We start from the raw sequence: 26,552 nt of genomic DNA, 5'->3' as shown, positions 1-26,552 counted from the left end.
CAACAAAATGTGACTGGAAGCACTATAGACCCTCGACTTTCACCCTGATGTTTCCGGTCTCCCTCATGTCTGCGCCATTAAGCCGTTATAAATTCTCCGTTAAGCCGCAGGAAGCGCTGCTTATCCTCATCACCATGTTCTGGGGCGGTACCTTCCTGGCCGTGCAGTACGCCATGACGATGAGCGACCCGTTTTTCTTTGTTGGCCTGCGCTTTGCTACCGCTGCCGTGGCCGTGGGGCTGCTGTCGCTGAAATCGCTGCGCGGATTAACCTGGCTTGAAATCAAGGCGGGGGTAATGATTGGCGTGGCTATCGCCATCGGCTACAGCATGCAGACCTGGGGGCTGCAAACCATCCCCAGCAGTAAATCCGCCTTTATTACCGCGATGTACGTTCCCGTTGTGCCGCTTTTACAGTGGATCTGCCTTGGCCGTATGCCGGGCTTGATGTCCTGGATTGGAGTGATTCTGGCGTTTGTTGGTCTTATTTTTCTTGCCGGGCCGGAAGGGACCAGCCTGTCACTGGGCGCAGGGGAAATCATCACGCTCATCGGCGCGGTGGCGATTGCCGCTGAGATAATCCTGATCAGCGCCTGGGCGGGAAAAGTGGACATCAAGCGCGTCACCGTGGTGCAGCTGGCGACGGCTTCGCTGGTGTCGTTCACGGCGATGGTCCCCGCCGGGGAAAGCGTGCCGCATTTCAGCCCTGGTCTGGTGGCGATCGCCCTGGGGCTTGGGATTTTCAGCGCCATTATTCAGGTGACGATGAACTGGGCGCAGCGCAGCGTGTCGCCGACTCGCGCGACGGTGATTTATACCGGTGAGCCGGTTTGGGCGGGGATCTTTGGCCGCATGGCTGGCGAGCGGCTGCCCGTACTTGCGCTGCTGGGTGGGGCATTGATTGTGCTCGGGGTGCTGGTTAGTGAGCTGAAGCTCAAGCGCAAGAAAGCGGCGAACGCGGCGCGCGACTGGCAGGAAGATACCGAAGGCGAGGGCGTCTGAGCTATAATTCATGCCAGCGATCAACAAGGAGAGCGCGCATGGCTGAAGCCGCAACTGACAATAAAACCCCTGGACGCCGCTCGAAAGCCGTCGCGGCCAAAAAACAGGCCATTCTTGACGCTGCGCTGGCGTTCTTTTCTCAATACGGCATCCACGGCACCAGCCTTGAGCAGGTTGCCGAGCGGGCCGAAGTTTCAAAGACTAACCTGCTTTATTACTACCCTTCCAAAGAAGCGCTCTATATTGCGGTGCTCAAGCAGATCCTCGACGTCTGGCTTGCGCCGCTGCGTGCCTTTCGTGAGGATCTGCAGCCGCTGGTGGCGATTGGGGAATACATTCGGCTCAAGCTGGAGGTTTCGCGCGATTATCCGCAGGCTTCTAAGCTCTTTTGCCTGGAGATGCTGCAGGGCGCACCGCTGCTAAAAGGCGAGCTGACGGGGGACCTGAAAGCCCTGGTAGATGACAAGTCGGCGATCATTGCCGGCTGGGTTGCTAGCGGTAAGCTTGCTGCCGTTGACCCGCATCATCTTATTTTCATGCTCTGGGCCACGACCCAGCACTATGCGGATTTTGCCAGCCAGGTTGAGGCTGTGACCGGTAATACGCTGCAGGACGAAGATTTCTTCCGCCGCACGGTGGAAAACGTGCAGCGGATGATTATTGAGGGGATTCGGGTGAGGTAATCGCGCTTACTTAGGGGGCAGGACGCAGCTCACGTCTCCCTCTTCGCACTCCAGCGTACCTTTTAGCAGCTCGGTACGTTCCAGCGTTTTATCCGCCAGGCAGTTGGCGCGCACCATCGGGTAGACGGAACCTTGTTCCGCGCCTGAACTCATAAAATCACAGTCCGCATCGCGGAAGGCTATCCACGCATTCTGCGCTTTTTTAAGCTGCGCTTTTTGCTTGTCGGTTGCCCGGGACATCACTTCTTTGTAGGTTTTGTTCAGCTGCTCGTCCTGCTTTTTATACTCTGCGGCATAGCACTGATTCATATCGGCCTGGGTGGTGGCTGCATCACAGCCATCGGCCATCGCGGCCCCGCTCAGCAGCAGCCCGCCAACAAGTAAACACACGCGTTTCATTTCGCTGTCCTCAAATAAAAAAAGGCTCTCAGATGAGAGCCCTCGAGACGGTGGACAAAGTATATTGTCCTTAAAATTCTGGGCTCTGGTCTAATGTAAACAAAGAATAATGTTCTCTGGTTTGCACCAAACAGTCGAAAACCACGTTTTTCGGCTGTTTGTCATCAGTAAAAAAGGGCTCTCAGATGAGAGCCCTCGTAGCGTAACTAACTGTTAGCCGATTGTCATCAGGCTGGCGTTGCCGCCTGCTGCCGCGGTGTTCACGCTCAGGGAGCGCTCCACATAAAGACGCTCAAGCAGGATATTGCTTTCGCCACGGGCAAAGCCCTGGACGGAAACAATCGCGCCCGTGCGGGCGGCTACGGCTTCGCAGAGTTTGCGCAGCTGGTCGGAGTCGCCGTGGTAAATCACCGCCTCAAACGGCTGTTTCAGCAGCTCTTCCTGCTTCGCAAAATCAATCTGCTGCTGCACGGTTTTAGGCAACTGCTTCGCCAGGTTGCGGTGCAGGCTGTCATCCGCCCACAGCGCGCGGCTGCCGACGCTGGTGACCGCCGCAAGCTGCACTAACGCATCGCGTTCGTCGTCGGCAACGCACAGAATGCGTTCACGCGGCAGCAGGGCGTAGGTATTGCGCTCCCCGGTTGGGCCAGGCAGCACGCGCAGCGTCCCGCTTTGCGCCAGTTCGCCAAACTGCTGGCAAACGGCTTGCAGCTCTTCGCGGTTGGTCGCCCACTCGCTCAGCGCCTGATGGGCAACCTGCAGATCGCTCTTCAGGGACGCATCTACCGGGGTTTCCGCATCATGGCGGTTAAAGGTGGTTTGCAGCGCATTTTCTGGACGGCTGGCCAGAAGGCGGTACAGATACAGCGGGCCGCCGGCTTTAGGTCCGGTGCCGGACAGGCCTTCACCACCGAACGGCTGAACCCCGACGACGGCGCCGACCATGTTGCGGTTAACGTACATGTTGCCGACGTGGGCGGAGCCGGTGACCTGGGCAATCGTCTCGTCGATGCGGGTATGCACGCCGAGCGTCAGGCCATAACCTGCGGCATTGATCTGCTTAATCAGCGATTCAAGATTGTTGCGGCTGTAGCGCACCACGTGCAGCACCGGGCCGAACACCTCTTTCTTCATCTCGTCGAAGCTTTCCAGTTCGATAAGGGTCGGAGCCACAAAGGTGCCGGACTGCCATTCGCGCGCGTCCACGCTGTTTTCACGCACGGCCTGGAATACGGTGCGACCTTTGGCGCGCATCGCCTGGATGTGCTTCTCAATATTCTGCTGTGCTTCGGCGTCAATCACCGGCCCGATGTCGGTAGTCAGGCGGCCTGGGTTCCCCATACGGCATTCCGCCATCGCGCCACGGAGCATTTGCAGCGTGTGGTCAGCCACGTCTTCCTGCAGGCAGAGTACGCGCAGGGCGGAGCAGCGTTGGCCTGCGCTGTCGAACGCAGAGGAGACCACGTCCACCACAACCTGCTCGGTCAGCGCGGAGGAGTCAACGATCATCGCGTTGAGACCGCCGGTTTCCGCAATCAGCGGCGTTGGGCGCCCTTGAGGATCCAGGCGGTCGGCGATGTTGCGCTGCAGCAGGGAAGCTACTTCGGTTGAGCCGGTGAACATAACACCGCGCACGCGCGGGTCGCCCGTCAGCTGCGCGCCTACGGTTTCACCGCGGCCCGGTAACAGCTGCAGCACGCCCGCAGGCACGCCAGCTTCCAGCAGGATCGCCACGCCCTGAGCGGCAATCAGCGGCGTTTGTTCCGCAGGTTTTGCCAGCACGCTGTTACCGGCGGCAAGCGCGGCGGCAATCTGGCCGGTAAAGATAGCCAGCGGGAAGTTCCACGGGCTGATACACACGACGGGGCCGAGAGGACGATGCGTTTCATTGTCGAAGTCGTCACGTACCTGGCCTGCGTAATAGTGCAGGAAGTCCACCGCCTCGCGAACTTCGGCGATGGCGTTGCTGAAGGTTTTACCCGCTTCGCGCACCAGGATGCCGATCAGCTGCTGCATACGGCTTTCCATCATCACGGCGGCACGTTCAAGAATAGCGGCACGTTCCTGCGGCGGGGTGGCAAACCAGATCGGCGCGTGGTTGACGGCGTTCTCAAGGGCGAGGGAAACTTCTTCGCTCGTTGCTTCGCGGGTGTAGCCCACAACGTCCGTTGGTTCAGCCGGGTTTTTCACCGGCGTTAATTCGCCTTCAACAACCGGCTGTTCCAGTACAGGCGTGGCCTGCCACTTCTGCGCGGCGCTGTTCAGCAGGGCGGAAGAAAGCGATGCCAGGCGGTGTTCGTTCGCCAAATCCAGGCCGCTGGAGTTGCTGCGTTCTGTACCGTACAGCGCTTTCGGCAGGGCGATTTTAGGATGAGGTAACCCAGGCTGGCCTTCTTTAACGGCCATAGCTTCAACCGCGCTGACCGGGTCGGCAACCAGCTCGTCCAGCGGCAGGGTTGCGTCGGCGATGCGGTTGACGAAGGAGGTGTTGGCGCCGTTTTCCAGCAGGCGACGCACCAGGTAAGCCAGCAGCGTTTCGTGGGTGCCGACCGGGGCGTAGATGCGGCAAGGGCGGTTTAGTTTGCCGTCTGCGACTTTCCCTACCACCTGCTCATAAAGCGGTTCGCCCATACCGTGCAGGCACTGGAATTCGTACTGGCCAGGATAATAGTTCTGCCCGGCAAGGTTATAAATCGCTGCCAGCGTGTGGGCGTTGTGGGTCGCAAACTGCGGGTAGATAAGGTTTGGCACGGCCAGCAGCTTTTTGGCGCACGCGAGGTAAGAGATGTCGGTGTACACCTTGCGGGTATAAACCGGGTAACCCTCAAGGCCATCAACCTGAGCACGTTTAATTTCGCTGTCCCAATAGGCGCCTTTTACCAGGCGAATCATCAGGCGGCGACGGCTGCGGGTGGCCAGGTCGACCAGGTAATCAATCACAAACGGGCAGCGCTTCTGGTAGGCCTGAATAACAAAGCCGATGCCGTTCCAGCCCGCCAGCTCGGGTTCAAAGCACAGTTTTTCCAGCAGATCGAGGGAGATCTCCAGGCGATCGGCTTCTTCGGCGTCAATGTTAATGCCGACGTCGTACTGGCGCGCCAGCAGCGTCAGGGATTTCAGGCGCGGGTACAGCTCTTCCATTACGCGGTCGTACTGCGCGCGGCTGTAGCGCGGGTGCAGGGCGGAAAGCTTGATGGAGATGCCCGGGCCTTCATAAATGCCGCGGCCGTTGGAAGCTTTACCGATGGCGTGGATCGCCTGCTGATAAGAGACCATATAGGCCTGAGCGTCGGCGGCGGTCAGCGCGGCTTCACCCAGCATGTCGTAAGAGTAACGGAAGCCTTTTTCTTCCAGCTTGCGGGCATTAGCCAGCGCTTCGGCGATGGTTTCGCCGGTCACGAACTGCTCGCCCATCAGGCGCATGGCCATGTCCACGCCTTTACGCACCAGCGGCTCGCCGCTTTTGCTGATGATGCGGTTCAGGGAGCGGGAAAGGCTGGCTTCGTTATGGGTTGAAACCAGGCGGCCGGTAAACAGCAGGCCCCACGTCGCGGCGTTCACAAACAGCGAAGGGCTGCGGCCAATGTGCGAGTGCCAGTTCCCGTTGCTGATTTTGTCGCGGATCAGCGCGTCGCGGGTGGCTTTATCCGGGATACGCAGCAGCGCTTCCGCGAGACACATCAGCGCCACGCCTTCCTGAGAAGAAAGAGAAAACTCCTGCAGCAGGCTCTGAACCATGCCCGCGCGGCCGGAAGCCGTTTTCTGATTACGCAGCTTGTCGGCCAGCTGATAAGCCAGCTTTTGCGTCTGTTCGGCGATGGCCGGGGCCAGGCGAGCCTGCTCAAGGATCATCGGGACTGCGTCGGTTTCAGGGCGACGCCACGCGGCGGTGATCGCGGCCCGGCTGACGGACTGCGGCAGAATTTGCTCGGCAAAGTCGAGGAACGGCTGCGCCACTTCTTCAGGCTGCGCCGGAGACTCTTCGCTCTCATTGGCCGCACCGGCCAGCAGGGCAGGAAGCTCAGGCAGATCGTCGCTGCTTTCCAGGCGTTCCAGGTAATTAAAGATGGCCTGCTTAATCAGCCAGTGTGGCGTGCGGTCAATACGCGAGGCGGCCTCTTTAATGCGGTCGCGCGTCGCTTCATCCAGTTTTACGCCCATCGTGGTGGTGCCCATACGACAGTCTCCAGGTTAAGGATTATTCGGGGTTGTGCTTTGTTAGCCAGCAATATCCATGAAGTTGCAACTTTGTGCAACCTTGTTAAATCGAAGCCGATAATGGGCTCGCAAAAAAGGCGATTTGTTACCAGTAAGATAAGAAAATCGTCTGGCAGGGAGGCAGGTGGAACGCTAGATTTATCGACGAAGTTAACACTTTTTAACGGTGCAACCGCGAAAAGTGTGAGCAAGTGCAACCTGGTGAAAAATGCTTACCTAAGGCAGATGCAAACGATGTAAATGCCGTGTTAAATCGTTTGTGAAAAATAAAGGGTTCCGGCAGGATGCATTCCCCATTACATCACGATAACAACACAGCGCCTCGTTCCGGCGCGAAGCAGCCTGGTCAGAGAGAGCAGGCGTAATAGCTATGGAGAAGTCTGAATGACAATAAGCACACCGATGCTGGTGACCTTTCTGGTTTATATCTTTGGCATGATTCTCATCGGTTTTATCGCCTGGCGATCCACCCGCAGCTTTGACGATTATATTCTTGGTGGCCGCAGCCTTGGGAGCGTGGTCACCGCGCTGTCGGCGGGCGCCTCCGATATGAGCGGCTGGCTGTTAATGGGCTTACCGGGCGCGATATTCATTTCCGGTATCTCTGAAAGCTGGATAGCCATCGGCCTGACCTTAGGGGCCTGGGTTAACTGGAAGCTGGTTGCCGGGCGCCTGCGCGTTCACACCGAAGTGAACAACAATGCGCTGACGCTGCCCGATTACTTCACCGGGCGTTTTGAAGACTCCAGCCGCCTGCTGCGCATCATCTCCGCGCTGGTGATCCTGCTGTTTTTCACCATCTACTGTGCTTCCGGCATCGTGGCCGGGGCGCGGCTGTTTGAAAGCACTTTCGGGATGAGCTACGAAACGGCGCTGTGGGCAGGGGCGGCAGCGACCATCATCTACACCTTTGTGGGCGGATTCCTTGCGGTTAGCTGGACGGATACCGTGCAGGCCAGCCTGATGATCTTCGCGCTGATTCTGACGCCGGTGATGGTGATTGCGGCGGTTGGCGGCCTCGATGATTCTCTGATGGTCATTAAGCAGAAGAGCATCGAAAACGTCGACATGCTGAAAGGGCTGAACTTTGTCGCCATCGTTTCCCTGATGGGCTGGGGCCTGGGCTACTTCGGCCAGCCGCATATCCTGGCGCGCTTTATGGCGGCAGATTCACACCACACCATCGTGAACGCACGTCGCATCAGCATGACCTGGATGATCCTCTGCCTGGCGGGTGCCTGCGCGGTGGGCTTCTTCGGCATTGCCTACTTTAATAACAACCCTGAGCAGGCCGGAGCGGTGACGCAGAACGGCGAGCGGGTGTTTATCGAGCTGGCGCAAATCCTGTTTAACCCGTGGATTGCCGGGGTGCTGCTCTCCGCGATTCTGGCAGCGGTAATGTCCACGCTGAGCTGCCAGCTGCTGGTATGTTCCAGCGCGATTACCGAAGATCTGTACAAAGCTTTCCTGCGTAAAGGCGCGAGCCAGAAGGAGCTGGTGTGGGTGGGGCGCATGATGGTGCTGGTGGTCGCGCTGGTGGCGATTGCGCTTGCCGCTAACCCGGAAAACCGCGTGCTGGGCCTGGTCAGCTACGCCTGGGCTGGATTTGGTGCCGCATTTGGCCCGGTGGTTCTGTTCTCTGTGATGTGGTCACGTATGACCCGTAACGGGGCGCTGGTGGGGATGATTGTTGGGGCTGCCACCGTGCTTATCTGGAAGCAGTTTGGCTGGCTGGGGCTGTACGAAATCATACCTGGCTTCGTGTTCGGGAGCCTGGCAATTGTGGTGGTGAGCCTGATGGGCAAAGCGCCGTCGGCCTCCATGCAGAAGCGTTTTGCCGAAGCGGATGCGGTTTATCACACTCCGCCTCCGGGTAAATTGCAGACCGACTAACAGACGATGTTTTACAGGGGCCGGATAATCCGGCCCTTTATAGGTTGCTGACAAAGAGGAAAAAAGCGTGGTTTTTCCCTCTTTGTGGTTATCAGCCGAAAATCAATGAATTGATTTTCCTGATTTTTTAACGAGCCGTCTGATATTTCCTCTCTCGCCAGAGGTTTGTCATCAGTCTGAAGGGCCGGTTAATCCGGCCCTTTTTACATCTGGTCATAAATATGTCATCCCCGTCTCTTGTTTTTCTTTTCAGTGCTAATGATAATCACAATCGTTATGGTTTACTTTTCTTTACGTCAATTGACTTGTATTCACATCTGAGGTGTCAGGCATGTTTGTTCCGTTTCTCATCATGTTGCGTGAAGGGCTGGAGGCGGCGCTCATCGTCAGCCTGATTGCCAGCTACCTGAAACGTACCCAGCGCGGCCAGTGGATCGCCGTGATGTGGATTGGCGTCTTCGCCGCCGCCGCGCTCTGCCTGGGCCTTGGGATCTTTATCAATGAAACCACCGGCGAGTTCCCGCAGAAAGAGCAGGAGCTGTTTGAGGGGATTGTGGCGGTGATTGCCGTGTTTATCCTCACCTGGATGGTGTTCTGGATGCGTAAAGTGTCCCGCAACGTCAAAGTGCAGCTGGAGCAGGCGGTTGATAACGCGCTGCACAGCAAAGGCAACCACGGCTGGGCGCTGATCATGATGGTCTTTTTCGCCGTGGCGCGCGAAGGCCTGGAGTCGGTGTTCTTCCTGCTGGCGGCTTTCCAGCAGGACGTCGGCATTTGGCCACCGCTGGGCGCGATGCTTGGCCTGGCTACCGCGGTTGTGCTTGGCTTCCTGATTTATTGGGGCGGTATTCGTCTCAACCTTGGCGCATTCTTTAAATGGACCAGCCTGTTTATTCTGCTGGTGGCCGCCGGACTTGCCGCAGGGGCGGTTCGTGCATTCCACGAAGCGGGGCTGTGGAACCACTTCCAGGATATCGCATTCGATATGAGCAACACGCTCTCCACCCACTCGCTGACCGGCACGCTGCTGGAGGGGATTTTTGGCTACCAGGAAACCCCAACCGTGAGCGAAGTGGCGATGTATTTCATCTATCTGATTCCGGCGCTGGTGCTGTTCTTTATGCCGCCGCGCGTGAACCACCAGGCGACCAATACGGCTCGTTAATTGATTTCCGGCGGCCCGCCCGCCGTTTAGTGATAACTACTCATTGCTTAATAGGGATAGGTCATGACCAAACATTTTCGTCTGAAGGCACTGCACGTTGCGCTGCTCGCGCTTGTCTCTTCCTCGTTTGCCGCACAGGCGGCGGATATTCCCCAGGTAAAAGTCACCGTCACCGATAAACAGTGTGAGCCGATGAGCGTCACCGTGAATGCCGGGAAGACCCAGTTCATCATCCAAAACAACAGCCAGAAAGCGCTGGAATGGGAGATCCTGAAAGGGGTGATGGTGGTGGAAGAGCGTGAAAACATCGCGCCGGGATTCTCCCAGAAGCTGACCGCCAACCTGCAGCCGGGTGAATACGACATGACCTGCGGCCTGCTGACCAACCCGAAAGGCAAGCTGGTGGTGAAAGCTTCCGGTAAGCAGGAAGCGCCTAAAACCGATCTGCTGGCGCTGACCGGCCCAATCACCGAATACAAAGCCTACGTGACCGCCGAAGTCGCCGAGCTGGTGAAAGGCACCAAAGCCTTTACCGACGCGGTGAAAGCCGGTGATTTAGAGAAAGCCAAAGCCCTGTATGCGTCAACCCGCCAGCATTACGAGCGTATTGAACCGATTGCCGAGCTGTTCTCTGACCTCGACAGCAGCATCGATGCGCGTGAAGACGACTTCGAGAAAAAAGCGGACGACCCGAAATTCACCGGCTTCCACCGTCTGGAGAAAATCCTCTTTGGCGATAACACCACCAAAGACGCCGCGCAGTTTGCCGACAAGCTGAACGCCGACGTGCTGGATCTGCAGACCCGAGTTTCCGAACTGGCCTTCCCGCCGAGCAAAGTGGTTGGCGGCGCTGCCGGTCTGATAGAAGAAGTGGCGGCCACCAAAATCAGCGGGGAAGAAGATCGCTACAGCCACACTGACCTGTGGGACTTCCAGGCGAACGTTGACGGCGCGCAGAAAATCGTTGACCTGCTGCGTCCTCAGCTGACCAAAGAGAACCCGGCACTGCTGGCGAAAATAGACGCCAACTTCAAGAAAGTTGACGCCATTCTGGCGAAATACCGTACCAAAGACGGGTTTGAAACCTACGACAAGCTGACGGATAACGATCGCAAAGCGCTGAAAGGGCCAATCACCACGCTTGCGGAAGACCTGTCCCAGCTGCGTGGCGTGATGGGTCTGGACTGAGCATCATGAGTGATAAGGACAACACCGGCGCGCACCAACCGGCGCGCCGCCAGCTTCTGAAAACACTGGGCGCCCTTGGGGGCGCTTTTGCCGTGGGCGGCGGTTGCCCGATGGCGGCTCACGCGGCAAACCCAGCCTCTTCTCCCGGCACGCTGCCGCCGGACGGTCGCCTGGAAAACCAGCCGCTGTACGGCGAACACCAGGCCGGGATTCTGACGCCTCAGCAGGCCGCCATGATGCTGGTGGCGTTTGACGTGCTGGCCAGCGACAAAGCAGAGCTTGAGCGCCTGTTTCGCTTGCTGACCGCCCGTTTTGACTTCCTGACCAGCGGTGGCCCAGCGCCGGATACGCCCAATCCACGGCTGCCGCCGATGGACTCCGGCATTCTTGGGGCGGAAATCTACCCGGATAACCTGACGATCACGGTCTCCGTCGGCAGTTCGCTGTTTGATGAGCGTTTTGGCCTGCAAAAACAGATGCCGAAAAAGCTACAGCAAATGACCCGCTTCCCGAACGATTCGCTGGATGCCAGCCTGTGCCACGGCGATCTGCTGCTGCAGATTTGTGCTAACACCAACGACACGGTGATCCACGCGCTGCGCGACATCATCAAGCATACGCCCGATCTCCTCAGCGTGCGCTGGCGGCGGGAAGGGTTTATCTCCAACCATGCGGCGCGCAGCCGTGGCAAAGAAACGCCGATTAATCTGTTGGGTTTCAAAGACGGTACGGCCAACCCGGACAGCCATCATAAGCCACTGATGGATGACGTGGTGTGGGTGACGAAGCAGCAGCAGGAGCCTGCCTGGGCTACCGGCGGCAGCTATCAGGCGGTGCGCATTATTCAATTCCACGTTGAGTCCTGGGACCGCACGCCGCTGAAAGAGCAGCAGACTATTTTCGGGCGTGACAAACACAGCGGCGCGCCGCTGGGCATGAAAAATGAGCACGATGTGCCGGACTATGCCGCCGATCCTGACGGCAATGTGATTGCGCTGGATGCCCATATCCGTCTGGCAAACCCAAGGACCAAAGAGACGCAGTCGGGCCTGATGATGCGCCGGGGCTACAGCTATTCACTCGGCGCGACCAAATCCGGCCAGCTGGATATGGGGCTGTTGTTCGTTTGCTACCAGCATGACCTCGAGAAAGGGTTCCTGACGGTGCAGGGCAGGCTGAACGGTGAGGCGCTGGAGGAGTACGTGAAGCCGATTGGCGGCGGGTATTTCTTCGCGCTGCCCGGCGTGCCGGATAAGCAGCATTATCTGGGGCAGGGGATGATGGAGGCGTAATGATTGCTTTGGATCTCCTTAAGGGGATATCTGTTGCTTACCATTGTTCCGTTCACCCGTGAAACTTTTCCACCTGCACGTTCAGATAACGGTGAACGTGCCAGGGAGAAAGCGCCATCTCCCTGGCAACCCTGGCGCCCGGCGAGCTCATCGCCGCTAAAGCGGTAAACCCACCGGCTATCACCCAAACAGTCGGGGTCGTTCGCGATTCGTTCCCGACGATCGCACTCTTTCGCTGTTCCCGACAGCTCAACCCCGTCTGAGTTGGGTCATAACCGGGGGCGATGAGAGCCGGGAACAAGGGCGTGGCTGTAAGTCTTGAAGCGGCTGTAACGTTCAGCTTGGTTGCGGGTTAAAAGCGAGGCACGGTGGCAGCATATAAAACAGGACTGGAAGTGAACGGAACCTTAGCCATTCTTTCAGAGTAGGTTATGCAAATTTTCATTTGCTAACAATTCACCCTCCTTATTATTCATTGCCATTTCCTATGACTATCCCGCTGATATATTTCTGTAATATTGGTGTGCGAAAACGGTATGCCGCAGCGGATCAAAATTAAACGTTACTTAAAAGTGAAGTTTATGTTGCATCTTGGGTGATGTTTGTTGTACTTAAAACAAGAGCGGTAGTTCCCTGCTGTGACGTTTAATCACTACGGAGATCGCGAATGGTTGGGTCCTGTACTGGACGGTTACTTAAACACTTTACCCGCACTACCCAGCGCGGAGGCCTCTCCTCCGGCTTCGCTATCTTCACCGCTAAATTTCCCCATTCAGGTTCAAATCAGCGTCCTAACGGTGCGTCAGGCGACGTTTCGCGTTCGCTTAATGCACCCTCTCAACCGGCAGTTAATGGCTTACAAGGAAGCCAAACCTCATCCGTTAGTGAGCATAATCGCGCCTGTCCTGACGGCGCGGGCAATGAAACCAACTGTAAGGTGCCATCCATGGGAAGACAGAAAGCTGTGATCAAAGCTCGTCGCGAAGCAAAACGTGTGCTGAGACGGGATTCACGTAGCCACCGGCAGCGTGAAGAGGAATCGGTCACCACGCTTGTGCAGATGAGCGGCGTAGAATCAATAGGCATGGCGCGCGACAGCCGCGACCATTCACCTATCGAAGCGCGTAATGAAGCTCAGGCGCACTACCTTAATGCCATCGAGAAAAAGCAGCTGATTTTTGCTACCGGCGAAGCCGGCTGTGGCAAGACGTTTATCAGCGCAGCGAAAGCCGCTGAGGCCCTGATACATAAGGATGTCGACAGGATTATCGTTACCCGTCCGGTGCTGCAGGCCGATGAAGATCTCGGCTTCCTCCCCGGTGATATTTCAGAGAAGTTCGCCCCGTATTTCCGCCCGGTGTATGACATCCTGGTGCGACGTTTAGGGTCGTCTTTTATGCAGTATTGCCTGCGGCCTGAAATTGGTAAGGTTGAGATTGCGCCGTTCGCCTATATGCGCGGACGTACTTTTGAAAATGCCGTGGTTATTCTGGATGAGGCGCAGAATGTCACCGCAGCGCAAATGAAAATGTTCCTCACGCGCCTCGGGGAAAACGTGACGGTTATCGTCAATGGCGATATCACGCAGTGTGACTTACCCGCAGGCGTGCCGTCCGGTTTAAGTGATGCACTAAACCGTTTCGAAGAAGATGAAATGGTCGGTGTTGTGCGCTTCGGTAAACAGGACTGTGTGCGTTCGGCCCTCTGCCAGCGCACGCTGAACGCCTACGACTGACGGTCTTCAACAATTTAGTGAAAAGCCCAAACTTCGGTTTGGGCTTTTTTATTTGCGCGAATTATTTGGCCAAACTGTGAAGGGGGTCATAACACCAGGTCAAGGAGAGACAATTTATGAGACCCAGGAATTATCTCTCACCTGAAACCATGCCGTATACTTTCCTCAAGCAGAGACAATAGTCTCGCCCCACAAACCCGCTTTGGAACAGCAACAATACGTAGCGGAAGTCCGTTACAGCGTATTGAGACTTGAGGAACAACTTATGCAAAAGAAAAAAATTTACCTGTTCTGCTCCGCTGGGATGTCAACCTCGCTGTTAGTGACCAAAATGCGAGCGCAGGCCGAAAAGTATGAGGTTCCGGTAGAAATTGAAGCTTTCTCTGAGGCTTTAGCCAGTGAGAAAGGGAAGGATGCGGACCTGGTATTACTCGGGCCACAAATTGCCTATATGCAGGCAGATATCAAGAGATTGTTGCCCACCAAGCCTGTAGAGGTTATCGATTCGGCTCTGTACGGTAAAGTCGATGGGCTGGGTGTGTTGAAAGCGGCTGTGGCAGCAATTAAGAAAGCAGCGGCCGAGAGTTAATTTTTTATTTTTGTTTTGTTTAATTTTCCGTCAAAGAGCGACTTACACCTACAGCCGTAATGTTAATTACGGCTTTCAAGGATATTTATAATATGAGTAAAGTCATTGATTCACTTGAGAAGGTTCTCCTGCCTTTTGCTGTAAAAATAGGAAAACAGCCTCACGTTAATGCCATTAAAAACGGTTTTATTAAATTAATGCCATTAACCCTAACCGGGGCAATGTTTGTTCTGATCAACAACGTATTCCTGAGCTTCGGCGCAGGTTCATTTTTCTACTCGTTAGGCATCCGTTTAGACCCCGAGACCATTGAAACCCTTAATGGGTTCAAAGCCATCGGCGGCAATGTGTACAACGGTACGTTGGGCATAATGTCGCTGATGGCGCCTTTTTTCATTGGCATGGCATTAGCTGAAGAAAGGAAGGTCGATCCTCTCGCTGCGGGATTATTATCCGTTGCTGCCTTTATGACCGTTACGCCATATAGCGTGGGTGAAGCCTATGCTGTTGGCGCCAACTGGTTAGGCGGCCAGAATATTATTTCCGGTATGATTATCGGCCTGGTTGTCGCTGAACTGTTTACCTTCGTGGTGCGTCGGAACTGGGTTATTACCCTGCCGGACAGCGTACCGACCTCGGTCTCCCGTTCATTCTCTGCGTTAATTCCAGGCTTCCTGATTCTGTCTATCTTTGGGATCATATCCTGGGCGCTGTCCCATTACGGCAGCAACTTCCACCAGATCATCATGGACTCCATTTCGACTCCGCTGGCGTCAATGGGGAGCGTGGTAGGCTGGGCGTACGTAATTTTCAACTCCCTGCTGTGGTTCTTCGGTGTCCACGGTTCTCTGGCGCTTACCGCGCTGGATAACGGCATCATGACCCCATGGGCACTGGAAAACGTGGCGCTGTACCAGCAGTACGGTTCTGTAGAAGCCGCTATCGAAGCGGGCAAACAGTTCCACTTCTGGGCGAAGCCAATGCTCGACTCCTACATCCTGCTGGGGGGCTCTGGTGCAACGCTGGGTCTGATTATCGCTATCTTTATCGCTTCTCGCCGCGCCGATCATCGTCAGGTGGCTAAGCTGGCGCTGCCGTCAGGCATCTTCCAGATTAACGAACCGATTCTGTTTGGTCTGCCGATCATCATGAACCCGGTAATGTTCATCCCGTTCGTTGCGGTACAGCCGATTCTGGCCGCTATTACCCTGATTGCTTACTCCATGGGCATTATCCCGCCGGTAACCAACCTGGCACCGTGGACCATGCCTACCGGTCTGGGCGCCTTCTTCAACAGTAACGGCAGCGTCGCTGCACTGCTGGTGGCGCTGTTCAACCTGGGTGTCGCAACGCTGGTGTACATGCCGTTCGTTATCCTGTCCAACAAGGCACAGGCGGTTATTGAAGAAGAAGAAAGCGAAGAAGATATCGCAAACGCACTTAAGTTCTAATTTCAACCGCGGGGAGGGCAGCCTCCCCCGTTTTCAAAGTGACCAGGGAGAAGCAGTATGTTTGATTTAGATAACGTGGTGGAAACGGAAGTTGAAGTGGACGATCTGGAAGAAGTGGTGATGGGACTTATCATCAACTCCGGCCAGGCACGCAGCCTCGCCTACGGCGCATTAAAAAAAGCCAAGCAGGGCGATTTTGAAGGCGCGCGGCAGATGATGGGGGAATCGCGTACCGCCCTGAACGAAGCGCATCTGGTGCAAACTAAGCTCATCGAAGGCGACCAGGGCGAAGGCAAAACCAAAGTCAGTCTGGTGCTGGTACACGCTCAGGACCACCTGATGACCTCGATGTTGGCTCGTGAGTTGGTGACCGAGCTGATTGAGTTACACGAGAAAGTGAATAAGTAGAAGGTCAGGATATGCAGCCAGAGATAGACAATATGGAAATTAACATTGTTCGTGAAAGCCAGCTGTTTAACGGCAAGTGTTTCCATGCGTTTATCTACACCAAAGAAGAGAGCGTGAGCGGGCTGCATCAGCATGACTACTATGAGTTCACCATCGTCCTGACGGGGCGTTACTACCAGGAAATTAACGGTAAGCGTGTGCTGATGGAGCGAGGCGATTTTGTCTTTATTCCCGTCGGTTCCCATCATCAGAGTTTTTACGAGTTTGGTGCGACCCGGTTGTTTAACGTGGGAATCAGCCAGCAGTTCTTTGAGCAGCATTATATGCCGCTGCTGCCGTCCCATCTGGTGGCCTCTCAGGTGTATCAGATTAAGGATGAATTCCTGACGTTTATGGAGTCGGTGATTGCCTCGTTTAATTTCCGCGAAGGTGAATTTAACGAGTTTTTGGAAATGGTGAGCTTTTATGTCGTTAACCGACTTCGCCATTATAAAGAGTCGGATATTCAGGATGATGTTCCGCTGTGGTTAAAGTCCACCGTTGAAGGGATGCATGACAAAATGCGTTTTGGCGATAAGGCCTTATTAAACATGGTCGCGCTTTCGGGTAAGTCGCAGGAATATTTAACGCGCGCCACGCAGCGCTATTACGGCAAAACACCGATGCAGATAATTAATGAAATCCGCATTAACTTTGCCAAGAAGCAGCTGGAAATTACTAATGCTTCAGTAACCGATATTGCCTTTGAATCTGGTTACAGCAGCCCCAGCATGTTTATTAAGAACTTTAAGAAAGTGACCTCTTTTACGCCAAATAGCTATCGGAAGAAATTGTACAGCATTAATTAAGGTGCTGGTTAACTAACACTGTCAATATTGAGTTTTTATTAACTTATTCAATTTTCTAAATACGGCGCCGGGCGCCGTACGGGAGCCTATATGACTAAGAAATTAAAAGTTGTTACTATCGGTGGCGGCAGCAGCTATACCCCAGAATTACTTGAAGGTTTTATTAAGCGCTACCATGAATTACCGATTACTGAACTCTGGCTGGTGGATGTCGAGGCCGGTAAAGAGAAGCAGGATATTATTTTCAATCTTTGCCAGCGCATGATTGAGCACGCCGGTGTGCCGATGACGGTACACAAGAGCCTCGACCGCCGCGAAGCGCTGAAAGATGCAGACTTTGTGACTACCCAGCTGCGTGTCGGCCAGCTGAAAGCACGTGAACTTGATGAACGTATTCCGCTGAGCCACGGCTACCTCGGCCAGGAAACCAACGGCGCGGGCGGCTTGTTCAAAGGGCTGCGTACTATTCCAGTGATTTTTGACATCATTAAGGATGTACAGGAAATCTGCCCGGACGCCTGGGTTATCAACTTCACCAACCCGGCCGGCATGGTGACCGAGGCGGTATTCCGCCACACCAACTTCAAGAAGTTCATCGGTGTGTGCAACATTCCTGTGGGCATGAAGATGTTTATTACCGACGTGCTGAAACTGACGCCGGAAGACGATCTCGGTATCGATCTCTTCGGCCTGAACCATATGGTCTTTATCAAAGATGTGCTGGTGAACGGTGAATCACGCTTTGCCGAACTGCTTGATGGGGTGGCAAGTGGCAAACTGAGCGCCAACTCGGTGAAAAACATCTTCGATATGCCGTTTAGCGAAGGGCTGATTCGTTCCCTGAACCTGCTGCCGTGCTCTTACCTGCTGTACTACTTCAAGCAGAAAGAGATGCTGGCCATTGAAATGGGCGAATTCTATAAAGGCGGCGCGCGTGCCTCGGTGGTACAGAAGGTCGAAAAACAGCTGTTCGAACTGTACAAAGATCCAAATCTGGATGTGAAGCCGAAAGAGCTGGAGCTGCGCGGCGGGGCTTACTACTCTGACGCAGCGTGCGAAGTGATAAGCGCCATCTACAATGATAAACAGACTGAGCACTACGTTAACATTCCGCACAACGGTCATGTGGACAACATTCCGGCTGACTGGGCTATCGAGACGACCAGTATTATTGGCCGGGATGGCGCTAAGCCACACCCGCGAGTGACTCACTTTGACGAGAAAGTTATGGGGCTTATTCATACCATCAAGGGCTTTGAAGTAGCCGCCAGCCAGGCTGCACTGAGCGGCGAGTTTAATGATGTGCTGCTGGCGCTGAACCTCAGCCCGCTCATCCATTCTGACAAGGATGCAGAGGTGATTGCCAAAGAGATGCTGCTTGCCCACAAAGCGCATCTGCCAAACTTTGCGAAAACCATCGAAAAACTGGCTTAATGTCTTGCCCTCCCCGGATGGGGAGGGCCACTCAAGAGGGATGCTATGGACCGCTTACTGATTATTAATGCCGATGACTTTGGCCTGAGTAAGGCACAAAACTACGGTATTATCGAAGCGTTTCACCACGGTGTGGTGACGTCGACCACCGCGTTGGTTAATGCTGAAGCTATTAAACACGCAGCCGGGCTTTGCGCACGGTATCCGGGGCTGGGTGTCGGTATGCACTTTGTGTTGACGCTTGGTCAGCCGCTTACCGACATGCCGGTGCTGACGCGCGGAACCGGTATGCTGGGCAAGTGGATCTGGGAGATGGCGGAGCAGGGGGAACTGGACCAGGGTGAGATAAAGCGTGAGCTTGAAAGCCAGTACCAGCGCTTTATTGATATTTTTGGTATTGAGCCAACCCACCTGGATAGCCATCACCACGTACACATGATCCCTGAAATTTTTCCTATTGTTGCGGCTTTTGCTAACGCAAAAGGGATCCCACTTCGCGTCGACCGTGATGCTGCGGCACGGGATAATATCTCACTTGCCGGGGTGCGCTCCACGCAAGGGTTTACCAGCGAATTTTACGGTGAGGCAATATCTGAAAGCCTGCTGCTGGAAAGCGTGGATGCCTCTGCTCATCGCCAGGAAGCCTCGCTTGAAGTGATGTGCCATCCGTCATTTGTCGACAATACGCTGCTGAAAAGTAACTACTGCTATCCGCGTCTTGCAGAGCTCGAGGTGCTGACCTCAGGGGCGTTGAAGTACGCTATTGCCGAACGAGGCTATCGCCTGGGAACATTCCGCGATCTCTAACCACAATTCTCATTTCGGCCCGCTGTCGATAAGGTGTATCATTATTGCATCTTATCGACAATCATTGGCCGTGCGTTTTACCGGTCAACCAGGTACTGCCCATGTCCGGAAAACGTCTTCAGCGCGAGAAGCAAACCATCGCTAAAATGCTCACTCTCTATGAGCGCCAAAATCCCTCCGCCAGCACCGAGCCAGGCCACTACCAACGCCTCTATGAGTATGCCGCCAAAAGGCTGGAACGCTGCGCCTTTGGCGAAGAAAAACCCGCCTGCAAGCACTGCCCGATCCACTGCTATCAGCCTGCAAAACGTGAAGAGATGAAGCAGGTGATGCGTTGGGGTGGGCCACGAATGCTGTTCCACCATCCGATTCTCACGGTGCTTCATTTAATTGACGATCGCCGCCCGGTTCCGCCATTGCCGGAAAAATATCAGCGTAAGGCCAAATGACAATGAATCGTGGAGGAGAAAGAGGAATTAAAATACCTTGCATTGAGAATGAATATTATTATCTTTTGTGGTCGGTCAGAATATAATCCAGTACGGGTGGAAGCCATAAGAAATATTTCTAAACCTATGATTATTCTCAACTGTTATCACCTGTGAAATTATCATTGTGATATTAGTTATCTCCTTTTGATACGGCGTTCGAGCCTTCACCCGCTTTTACTATTGTATTTTTTTATTACTCCTGGCGCGAATTCACATATTTAATCTTTGATTTATTTTTTCCCGGTAAATGGCACATCCATTGCTTTAATGAGGGATATTTCCCTGTCATTGGAGAAACATCAATATGGATACATTGCTGGTTGGCAATGAAGTACCGCGGGTAGACGGTCTTGCTAAGGTGACCGGTAAAGCCGTTTATGGTGACGATATCAGGCTAAAGGATATGCTATTTGGTGTATGCCGTTATGTTGATATCGCCGCGGGCCGCGTAGACTCCGTCGATCTCTCAGAAGCTGAAAAGATGCCCGGCGTTGTGAAAATCGCCACCTGGGACGATATCCCCGGGCAGCGGAAGCTAGGCGCAATCATTCAGGACCATCCGCCAATCATCGACAACGAGATTGCCTATCGGGGAGATGTCATTGCGGTGGTGGCTGCCGAGAGCTATGAGGCTGCCTGCCTTGCGGTCGATAAGATTAAAGTAAGCTATACACCCTGGGAACCGATCACCTCTCCGGAAGAAGCAATGAAGCCCGGCGCGCGCCTGATCCATAGCGAGCTGGACAGCAATATTATCAATCACCATCATACCGTTAAGGGGGACATTGACGCAGGCTTTGCCGCTTCCAGGCATATTTTTGAACGCGAATACGAGGTTGGTTTTCAGGAGCATGGCTATATTGAGCCCGAATCGATTACCGCTTACCTGGATGATAATGAACAGATCATGACCATTGCGGGTTCTATTCAGAATGCGCACCGTACCCGAGATGTTATCGCAAAATATCTTAAGCTTCCTCAGGCCAAAGTTAACATCAAGCGCTCGGTGCTGGGGGGATCGTTTGGCGGTAAAGATGACATTATTGACAATGTCTCCTGTCGTGCGGCGCTGCTGGTACATCTGACCGGACGTCCGGTCAAGATTTCGTATAACCGCGAACAGTCTATGCGTGAGAGCTATAAACGCCATCCCTACAAAATGAAGTACCGTATTGGGCTTGATGAGGACGCGCGTATCCAGGCGATAAAAATCGATATTATTGCCGACGGCGGCAGCTATTCAGGCCAGACGATGTTTGTAACCTGGCGCAGTTCCGTGCAGGCGGCAGGCCCGTACAACATTCCCAATGTGCGTGTCGATATTACCGGGGTATATACCAACAATAATTACACCTCCGCCTACCGAGGGTACGGTGCGCCGCAGGTCATTTTTGCCAACGAATCCCTGATGGATGAGGTGGCCGAGCTCATGGGGCTGTCTCCGGTTGAACTTCGCCTGCGCAATGTCCTCAGACAGGGCGATACCAGTATGGCGGGGCAGGTGTTCAGCGAACATACCGTTTCTGCACGGGAGGTGCTGGAGAAATCGCTGAACAAGGCCGAATATGAGGCTAAACGAGCGCATTACCAGCAGCTGAATGCGAAAGGTGGCCCGATTCGCTACGGTATTGGCTTCGCGTTAAGCCATCGCGGCTGCTCCCTTGGCGCAGAAGGTCTGGATGCTTCATCCGCCTTAATGCAGATCAACGCTGACGGCAGCATCAATATTTCGACGTCTGTCTCAGAGAACGGGCAAGGATTGCAAACTACCATGTCGCTGCTTGCTGCTGAAGCTTTCGGTATCGGGCTTGAACGAGTGATGTTCAGTGAACCGGCAACGGCGATGATTGCTGACGGCGGTTCTACGGTGGCATCGCGCGGTACGCTGATGGGCGGACAAGCCATTCTGAGCGCGGCGAATAAGATTAAACAGCGTATGACAGAGTCTATCAAAGGGACGCTGGAGGCCAGCGGCATTGACGATCTGATCTGGCGTGAGGGGAAAGTGTTTAACCGCCATCACCCTGAGTTAAGCCTGAGTTTCCAGCAGGTTGTCGATATGACAAAAGCCACCGGCGCGAACCTTTCCTCTTACGGCTGGCATGTTGCACCGAACATTCATTGGGATGAAGAGAAAGGCTGTGGCAGCCCCTATTTTACCTGGGTATACGGTTGCCAGGTCGCGGATGTAGCGGTGGATATGCGCACCGGAAAAGTAACGGTCAATAACGTAGTGGCCACCCACGACGTCGGCAAGGTTATTAACCCGGTTGGTTTCGTCGGACAGGTTTATGGCGGCGTACTGCAGGGGATGATCGGCTACGGCATGCTGGAAGATTTTAATACCGAACAGGGTGTGGTGAAGTCGGAAAACTTTGATACCTATCTGCTGCCGACGATTAAAGATATGCCGCATATCGATGTTATTGCCGTTGAAAACTTTGACAAGGCCGGGCCAATGGGCGCAAAGGTTATCGGTGAGCCGGTACTGGAACTGGGCGCTGCGGCCTTGAACAATGCGGTTAGCTTCGCTATAGAACGGCACAACCGCATCCTGCCGCTGACTCTCGAACAGGTGAAGCTTGGCTATAACCTGAAAAAACCAGAGCGTCAGAGTGAACAGATGCTTGATTCAGGCGATAAAAAACAGGTGCTTCGCCTTAACTCTCTTTCTCTTGTCGTTCCGCAAACACTCGAGCAGGTATTGGCTTTGCTGGCCGAACAAAAGGCGATGCCGATTGCCGGAGGAACCGACCTCCTGATTCAGGCAAGAATGAAATCGGAAGGTATCGCGCTGGTCAACATCGCCGGGCTGGCGGAGTTGAAAGACATTATTGCGCTGGACGGAGGTGTCTCTATCGGCGCAGGCGTTTGCTTCACCGATCTGGTTAAACATCCTCTCATTCAGCAGCGCTATCCGCTGCTGGTCACGGCCTGTAAAACGGTCGGCTCACTGCAGCTGCGCAATCGGGCAACGCTTGGCGGCAATATCGTCAATGCTGCACCTTGTGCAGACTCCATGCCGCCCCTGATTATTTATGATGCGGAAGTTGAACTTCGCAGTCAGCGCGGCACCCGCCGCCTGGCGATGAATGAATTTGTTCTCGGCGGCTACCGCACCTGCCTCAAGCCTGATGAGCTGGTCACGCGATTTATTATTCCTGCGCCTCTGCAGCAGCCATTAATCAGCCGTTATTTACAACTGGGGCGCCGTAATGCCCTGAACATTACTCGTCAGAGCCTGACAGGACAGTTCAGCCTCGATAAAGCCGGTTTCGTGCAAATTTGCCGCCTGGTGGACGGGGCGCTGATGAGTAAACCTCAGCGCTTGACGGAGGTAGAGGAGGCGCTAATCGGTCAGCCTTTAAATTTAGCCACCATAGAGCATGCGGCTCAGGTACTTAACTTGCTGATCGAAAAAGCGATCGGTGGGCGCTGGTCCGCGCCTTATAAAATTCCCGTTTTTATTGATATGTTCCGGCAGATGCTGCAGGACGTGATGACAGAACAGAGCAAATAAGGAGCCATTGCCATGCATCATATTGAACTCAAAGTGAATGGTATTCGCGTTGTCCGCGATGTTGCGGACAATCTTCGGCTGATTGATTTTCTGCGTGACGATCTGCGGTTGACCGGTACCAAAGAGGGATGCTCCGTCGGGGAGTGCGGCGCGTGTACCGTGATAATGGACGGTAAGTCGGTATGTTCATGCCTGCTGCTTGCCGCGCAGTGTAACGGCGCTGAAGTCACCACGGTCGAGGCGTTGCACCACGATCCGGTTGGCAAGCGACTACAAAACGCGTTTGTTCGCCACGGTGGCGTGCAGTGCGGTTTTTGTACCCCTGGTGTGCTAATGAGCACTAAAGCGCTGCTCGATGCTAATCCATCGCCGAGCGAGGAAGAGCTTAAAGAAGCGTTAGAAGGGAATCTTTGCCGCTGTACTGGGTACCAGCCGATTATTACCTCAATTAAAGCTGTTCTGAAAGCGCAGTGAAAAAAGCAACGCCGCCGTTGTCAATGACGGGGCGTTATAGTGTGCTCTGTCGGAGATCGTCTGATGAATCAACGGGAACAGAAAGAGTGCGTCATGCTGGCAGCAGGGCTCTCCAGCCGCATGGGAAAGTGGAAAATGATGATGCCGTGGGGAGCAGGGACGATTCTGGATAGTGCGCTGTCCAGTGCTTTATCCTTTTGCGATCGCGTGGTGCTGGTAACGGGCCACCGGAGTGACGAGCTGGCAGCGTATTATGAGAATCATCCTGCAATAGAGATCCTCTTCAATCCTGATTATCACGACGGCATGTTTTCATCCGTTCAGCGTGGCTGCGCGGCGGTTCAGGGCCGGAGATTTTTCCTGGCGTTGGGTGACATGCCGGAGGTGGGAATCGATGTCTACCGGGCGCTGTGGTCATGTACCGATGAGCATAGCTGTATTATTCCGCGATACAATTTGGGAAAAGGGCATCCGATCTTGTTGCCCCGCGGCGCCATCGACGTCATCCAGCGAGCGACCGAAGGTTCAACGCTAAAGGACGTTATCAAAGAGCTGCAGACAAGCATTATCTCCGTGACCGAACAGGGGATACATTGGGACATTGATACACCAGAGCAGTATGCTCAACTGGCGGGCAGGCTCTGAGTACGTGGGGTTGCCCCGGTAAAGCAAGTTATACCGGGGCGATTTAGTTTAACCGACGGCGCTTTCACGCAATCTTTCTTTCAACGTATTATATTCGTCAATAACATACTGTTCAGCGGCCTGTTGATCGGTAATTCTCTCTATACTTACTGCGCTGTATTTATATTCCGGCGTTTTGGTTACAGGACTTAGGTTTTCAGTCACCAGCTCGTTACATGCGCCAATCCACCACTGATAAGTCATGTAAATCGCACCGGGGTTGGGGCGTTCGCTGACCTTCGCCCGGGTGATGACTCGCCCTTTACGGGACTTAACCCAGACTAACTCCTCATCTTTTATACCGAGACGCTTTGCATCGATGGTGTTGATCTGCGCGTATCCGGGCTCATCAGCAAGTTTTGACAGTGCCGCGCAGTTGCCGGTCATCGAGCGGCATGAGTAATGGCCCACTTCACGAACCGTTGACAGCACCATTGGATATTCATCGCTGAGCTTCTCGATGGGAGCCTGCCAGTCGCAGGTGAAGAATCGGGCCAGGCCGTCTGGCGTAGAGAATGATTCTTTAAACAGCCATGAGGTTCCCTGGTCGGCATCCGACTCCTCGGTGCATGGCCACTGGATGTAACCAAACTCGCCGATTTTTTCATAGGTTGCACCATAAAAATTTGGACACAGGTGACGAAGTTCGTCCCAGATTTGTTGGGTGTTGTCATAGCGCATTGGATAACCCATCCGGGTTGCTATCTCACAGATAATTTGCCAGTCGGTTTTCAGATCCCACAAGGGTTCTACCGCTTTAAAGAAGCGCTGGAAACCTCTATCTGCCGCGGTATAAACGCCTTCGTGTTCGCCCCATGACGTTGACGGCAGGATGACGTCCGCCGCCGCCGCCGTTTTCGTCATAAAAATATCCTGCACGATGAGCAGCTCAAGGCCGTCAAATGCCTTACGCACGGCGGACAGTTCAGCATCAGTTTGCAATGGGTCTTCACCCATAATGTAGGCTGCGCGCACTTCACCGTTCGCTACGCGGTGCGGCAGTTCGCTGATACGGAAGCCAGCACGATCGGGCAAGCTGTCGACTCCCCATGCTTTTGCAAACTTCTCACGATTTTCGACCGAATTCACGTATTGATAACCTGGATAAGTATCCGGCAGGGCTCCCATATCGCAGGCACCTTGCACGTTGTTTTGCCCGCGAACCGGATTGACGCCGACGTTGGGTTTCCCCAGATTACCGGTCAATATTGCAAGACTTGTCAGTGCGCGTACCGTTTCCACTCCCTGCCAGAACTGGGTAACGCCCATGCCCCACAAAATCATCGCGGTACTGGCGTTGGCATACATGCGCGCGCATTCGCGTATTCGCTTCGCGCTGATGCCGGTTATTTCCTCGACTGATTCTGGCGTATAGCCCGCAACGATCGAACGGTACTCCTCAAATCCTTCAGAGCGGCCGGCGACGAACGACGTATCGTAAAGCTCTTCCTGGATGATAACGTGCCCTAAGGCATTCAACAGGGCGATATTCGAGCCGTTTTTTAGCGCAATATGCATATCCGCAATACGCGCGGTTTCAATTTTCCGCGGGTCGCAGACGATAATTTTAGCGCCATTACGTTTAGCGTTAAGAATATGGTTCGCCACAATAGGGTGTGAATCTGCCGGGTTGTAGCCGAAAATAAAGACCAGATCGGTGTTATCTATCTCGGTGATTGCATTACTCATGGCGCCGTTACCGACCGACTGGTGCAGACCTGCAACCGAAGGGCCGTGTCAAACGCGTGCGCAGCAGTCAACGTTATTGGTACCAATAACGGCACGCGCAAATTTCTGCATGATGTAGTTAGTTTCATTACCGGTTCCTCGCGAGGAACCCGTGGTCTGGATGGCATCCGGGCCATAGCTATCTTTGATGGCATTCAGGCGCGTTGCGACATAATTTAATGCCTCTTCCCAGGTCACTGCCTCCAGGTTTCCTCCGCGTTGACGCCGTATCATCGGCGTTTTCAAACGCGGAGTAAGAATCTGAGGATCGTTAAGGAAATCCCATCCGTAATAGCCTTTCAGGCACAAAGTCCCCTGGTTATTTTTCCCCATCGCCGCTTCCGCACGAACGATTTTGCCTTTTTCCACCACCAGCTGCATTTTGCAGCCGGAGGCACAATACGGGCACACGGTGGTCACTTTTTTCATACTTTGTTCCCGTTCAAAATTGAGTGTCAAAAAAAGAGTTCATAACTAAACCGGCCATTAATGCCGAGTGATATAGCCTGTTGTACGGTGGGCAATGCCAGCAGCCCCAGCATCA

The 26,552-nt window shown here is 54.3% G+C and carries 21 protein-coding genes; 17 read left to right on the top strand and 4 right to left on the bottom strand.

Features of this window, described 5'->3' with window-relative positions:
• Nucleotides 1–65: 65 nt before the first annotated feature.
• Nucleotides 66–1,001 carry a DMT family transporter gene (locus VGM55_RS17895; RefSeq protein WP_154184907.1) on the top strand — a complete coding sequence of 312 codons (936 nt, stop codon included), beginning with the start codon at nt 66–68 and terminating at the stop codon, nt 999–1,001.
• Nucleotides 1,002–1,039: 38 nt separating this feature from the next.
• A complete protein-coding gene (gene rutR / locus VGM55_RS17890; protein WP_154184906.1) occupies nt 1,040–1,684 on the top strand; it encodes an HTH-type transcriptional regulator RutR in 645 nt (214 codons plus the stop codon).
• Nucleotides 1,685–1,690: 6 nt separating this feature from the next.
• On the opposite strand, the gene VGM55_RS17885 is transcribed toward rutR, so the two are convergent.
• The gene (locus tag VGM55_RS17885) at nt 1,691–2,083 is read right to left on the bottom strand and encodes a lysozyme inhibitor LprI family protein (RefSeq protein ID WP_038473834.1); all 393 of its coding nucleotides are present in this window, start codon (nt 2,081–2,083) and stop codon (nt 1,691–1,693) included.
• Nucleotides 2,084–2,296: 213 nt separating this feature from the next.
• Nucleotides 2,297–6,259 carry a trifunctional transcriptional regulator/proline dehydrogenase/L-glutamate gamma-semialdehyde dehydrogenase gene (putA, locus tag VGM55_RS17880; RefSeq protein ID WP_331636186.1) on the bottom strand — a complete coding sequence of 1,321 codons (3,963 nt, stop codon included), beginning with the start codon at nt 6,257–6,259 and terminating at the stop codon, nt 2,297–2,299.
• Between the two features lie 426 nt (nt 6,260–6,685).
• Between putA and putP the strand changes: the two genes are divergently transcribed.
• The 4 genes from putP to efeB all read left to right on the top strand — a co-directional run bounded on the left by putP (nt 6,686) and on the right by efeB (nt 11,839).
• Nucleotides 6,686–8,194: a sodium/proline symporter PutP gene (gene putP / locus VGM55_RS17875; RefSeq protein ID WP_154184904.1), complete on the top strand. Its 1,509-nt coding sequence runs from the start codon at nt 6,686–6,688 to the stop codon at nt 8,192–8,194.
• Nucleotides 8,195–8,525: 331 nt separating this feature from the next.
• Nucleotides 8,526–9,359 (top strand): iron uptake transporter permease EfeU, encoded by an 834-nt coding sequence (gene efeU / locus VGM55_RS17870; protein ID WP_061277744.1) that lies wholly within the window; start codon nt 8,526–8,528, stop codon nt 9,357–9,359.
• Between the two features lie 63 nt (nt 9,360–9,422).
• The gene (gene efeO / locus VGM55_RS17865) at nt 9,423–10,547 is read left to right on the top strand and encodes an iron uptake system protein EfeO (RefSeq protein ID WP_061277745.1); all 1,125 of its coding nucleotides are present in this window, start codon (nt 9,423–9,425) and stop codon (nt 10,545–10,547) included.
• A gap of 5 nt (nt 10,548–10,552) precedes the next feature.
• Nucleotides 10,553–11,839 carry an iron uptake transporter deferrochelatase/peroxidase subunit gene (gene efeB, locus VGM55_RS17860; protein ID WP_331636185.1) on the top strand — a complete coding sequence of 429 codons (1,287 nt, stop codon included), beginning with the start codon at nt 10,553–10,555 and terminating at the stop codon, nt 11,837–11,839.
• 52 nt (nt 11,840–11,891) lie between these two features.
• On the opposite strand, the gene VGM55_RS17855 is transcribed toward efeB, so the two are convergent.
• Entirely contained in the window at nt 11,892–12,140 is a 249-nt protein-coding gene (locus VGM55_RS17855) for a hypothetical protein (RefSeq protein ID WP_331636184.1), read from the bottom strand.
• A 645-nt stretch (nt 12,141–12,785) separates the two neighbouring features.
• Here VGM55_RS17855 and phoH point away from each other — a divergent pair.
• The 11 genes from phoH (at nt 12,786) to VGM55_RS17800 (ending at nt 24,241) form a co-directional block, all read left to right on the top strand.
• A complete protein-coding gene (phoH, locus tag VGM55_RS17850; RefSeq protein WP_016535779.1) occupies nt 12,786–13,574 on the top strand; it encodes a phosphate starvation-inducible protein PhoH in 789 nt (262 codons plus the stop codon).
• A gap of 265 nt (nt 13,575–13,839) precedes the next feature.
• Nucleotides 13,840–14,163 carry a PTS sugar transporter subunit IIB gene (locus tag VGM55_RS17845; protein WP_154187735.1) on the top strand — a complete coding sequence of 108 codons (324 nt, stop codon included), beginning with the start codon at nt 13,840–13,842 and terminating at the stop codon, nt 14,161–14,163.
• A gap of 92 nt (nt 14,164–14,255) precedes the next feature.
• Nucleotides 14,256–15,614 carry a PTS N,N'-diacetylchitobiose transporter subunit IIC gene (gene chbC / locus VGM55_RS17840; RefSeq protein ID WP_154187734.1) on the top strand — a complete coding sequence of 453 codons (1,359 nt, stop codon included), beginning with the start codon at nt 14,256–14,258 and terminating at the stop codon, nt 15,612–15,614.
• Nucleotides 15,615–15,671: 57 nt separating this feature from the next.
• Complete coding sequence (gene chbA, locus VGM55_RS17835; RefSeq protein ID WP_154187733.1) at nt 15,672–16,022, top strand: PTS N,N'-diacetylchitobiose transporter subunit IIA; 351 nt, start codon at nt 15,672–15,674, stop codon at nt 16,020–16,022.
• 11 nt (nt 16,023–16,033) lie between these two features.
• Nucleotides 16,034–16,870, top strand: a complete 837-nt coding sequence (gene chbR, locus VGM55_RS17830; RefSeq protein WP_154187732.1) for a transcriptional regulator ChbR — start codon at nt 16,034–16,036, stop codon at nt 16,868–16,870.
• 90 nt (nt 16,871–16,960) lie between these two features.
• Nucleotides 16,961–18,304 (top strand): 6-phospho-beta-glucosidase, encoded by a 1,344-nt coding sequence (locus VGM55_RS17825; RefSeq protein ID WP_331636183.1) that lies wholly within the window; start codon nt 16,961–16,963, stop codon nt 18,302–18,304.
• A gap of 45 nt (nt 18,305–18,349) precedes the next feature.
• A complete protein-coding gene (gene chbG / locus VGM55_RS17820) occupies nt 18,350–19,111 on the top strand; it encodes a chitin disaccharide deacetylase (protein ID WP_331636182.1) in 762 nt (253 codons plus the stop codon).
• Nucleotides 19,112–19,212: 101 nt separating this feature from the next.
• Nucleotides 19,213–19,560: a nitrous oxide-stimulated promoter family protein gene (locus VGM55_RS17815; protein WP_154187729.1), complete on the top strand. Its 348-nt coding sequence runs from the start codon at nt 19,213–19,215 to the stop codon at nt 19,558–19,560.
• A gap of 346 nt (nt 19,561–19,906) precedes the next feature.
• On the top strand, nt 19,907–23,122 hold the full coding sequence (locus VGM55_RS17810) for a molybdopterin cofactor-binding domain-containing protein (RefSeq protein WP_331636181.1): 3,216 nt from the start codon (nt 19,907–19,909) through the stop codon (nt 23,120–23,122).
• Nucleotides 23,123–23,134: 12 nt separating this feature from the next.
• Nucleotides 23,135–23,596: a (2Fe-2S)-binding protein gene (locus VGM55_RS17805; RefSeq protein ID WP_154187727.1), complete on the top strand. Its 462-nt coding sequence runs from the start codon at nt 23,135–23,137 to the stop codon at nt 23,594–23,596.
• Nucleotides 23,597–23,659: 63 nt separating this feature from the next.
• Nucleotides 23,660–24,241 (top strand): NTP transferase domain-containing protein, encoded by a 582-nt coding sequence (locus VGM55_RS17800; RefSeq protein WP_331636180.1) that lies wholly within the window; start codon nt 23,660–23,662, stop codon nt 24,239–24,241.
• Between the two features lie 48 nt (nt 24,242–24,289).
• On the opposite strand, the gene fdhF is transcribed toward VGM55_RS17800, so the two are convergent.
• Nucleotides 24,290–26,437, bottom strand: coding sequence for a formate dehydrogenase subunit alpha (gene fdhF, locus VGM55_RS17795; RefSeq protein WP_154187725.1), 2,148 nt, complete (start codon nt 26,435–26,437; stop codon nt 24,290–24,292).
• Nucleotides 26,438–26,552: the final 115 nt, after the last annotated feature.

Source organism: Cedecea sp., assembly GCF_036500665.1.
In the GTDB taxonomy this organism is placed as follows: Bacteria; Pseudomonadota; Gammaproteobacteria; order Enterobacterales; family Enterobacteriaceae; genus Cedecea.
The sequence above is the reverse complement of the archived record's forward strand: the minus strand, read 5'-3'. Positions and strand labels throughout refer to the sequence as shown.

Bases quoted from the DNA above. Each gene is read 5' to 3' on its own strand.
- efeO (WP_061277745.1), top strand. From the start codon at position 9,423: ATGACCAAACATTTTCGTCTGAAGGCACTGCACGTTGCGCTGCTCGCG.
- VGM55_RS17810 (WP_331636181.1), top strand. From the start codon at position 19,907: ATGGATACATTGCTGGTTGGCAATGAAGTACCGCGGGTAGACGGTCTT.
- efeB (WP_331636185.1), top strand. From the start codon at position 10,553: ATGAGTGATAAGGACAACACCGGCGCGCACCAACCGGCGCGCCGCCAG.
- putP (WP_154184904.1), top strand. From the start codon at position 6,686: ATGACAATAAGCACACCGATGCTGGTGACCTTTCTGGTTTATATCTTT.
- chbC (WP_154187734.1), top strand. From the start codon at position 14,256: ATGAGTAAAGTCATTGATTCACTTGAGAAGGTTCTCCTGCCTTTTGCT.
- VGM55_RS17885 (WP_038473834.1), bottom strand. From the start codon at position 2,083: ATGAAACGCGTGTGTTTACTTGTTGGCGGGCTGCTGCTGAGCGGGGCC.
- VGM55_RS17845 (WP_154187735.1), top strand. From the start codon at position 13,840: ATGCAAAAGAAAAAAATTTACCTGTTCTGCTCCGCTGGGATGTCAACC.
- chbR (WP_154187732.1), top strand. From the start codon at position 16,034: ATGCAGCCAGAGATAGACAATATGGAAATTAACATTGTTCGTGAAAGC.
- efeU (WP_061277744.1), top strand. From the start codon at position 8,526: ATGTTTGTTCCGTTTCTCATCATGTTGCGTGAAGGGCTGGAGGCGGCG.
- rutR (WP_154184906.1), top strand. From the start codon at position 1,040: ATGGCTGAAGCCGCAACTGACAATAAAACCCCTGGACGCCGCTCGAAA.
- VGM55_RS17825 (WP_331636183.1), top strand. From the start codon at position 16,961: ATGACTAAGAAATTAAAAGTTGTTACTATCGGTGGCGGCAGCAGCTAT.
- putA (WP_331636186.1), bottom strand. From the start codon at position 6,259: ATGGGCACCACCACGATGGGCGTAAAACTGGATGAAGCGACGCGCGAC.
- VGM55_RS17895 (WP_154184907.1), top strand. From the start codon at position 66: ATGTCTGCGCCATTAAGCCGTTATAAATTCTCCGTTAAGCCGCAGGAA.
- chbA (WP_154187733.1), top strand. From the start codon at position 15,672: ATGTTTGATTTAGATAACGTGGTGGAAACGGAAGTTGAAGTGGACGAT.
- phoH (WP_016535779.1), top strand. From the start codon at position 12,786: ATGGGAAGACAGAAAGCTGTGATCAAAGCTCGTCGCGAAGCAAAACGT.
- VGM55_RS17805 (WP_154187727.1), top strand. From the start codon at position 23,135: ATGCATCATATTGAACTCAAAGTGAATGGTATTCGCGTTGTCCGCGAT.
- chbG (WP_331636182.1), top strand. From the start codon at position 18,350: ATGGACCGCTTACTGATTATTAATGCCGATGACTTTGGCCTGAGTAAG.
- VGM55_RS17815 (WP_154187729.1), top strand. From the start codon at position 19,213: ATGTCCGGAAAACGTCTTCAGCGCGAGAAGCAAACCATCGCTAAAATG.
- VGM55_RS17800 (WP_331636180.1), top strand. From the start codon at position 23,660: ATGAATCAACGGGAACAGAAAGAGTGCGTCATGCTGGCAGCAGGGCTC.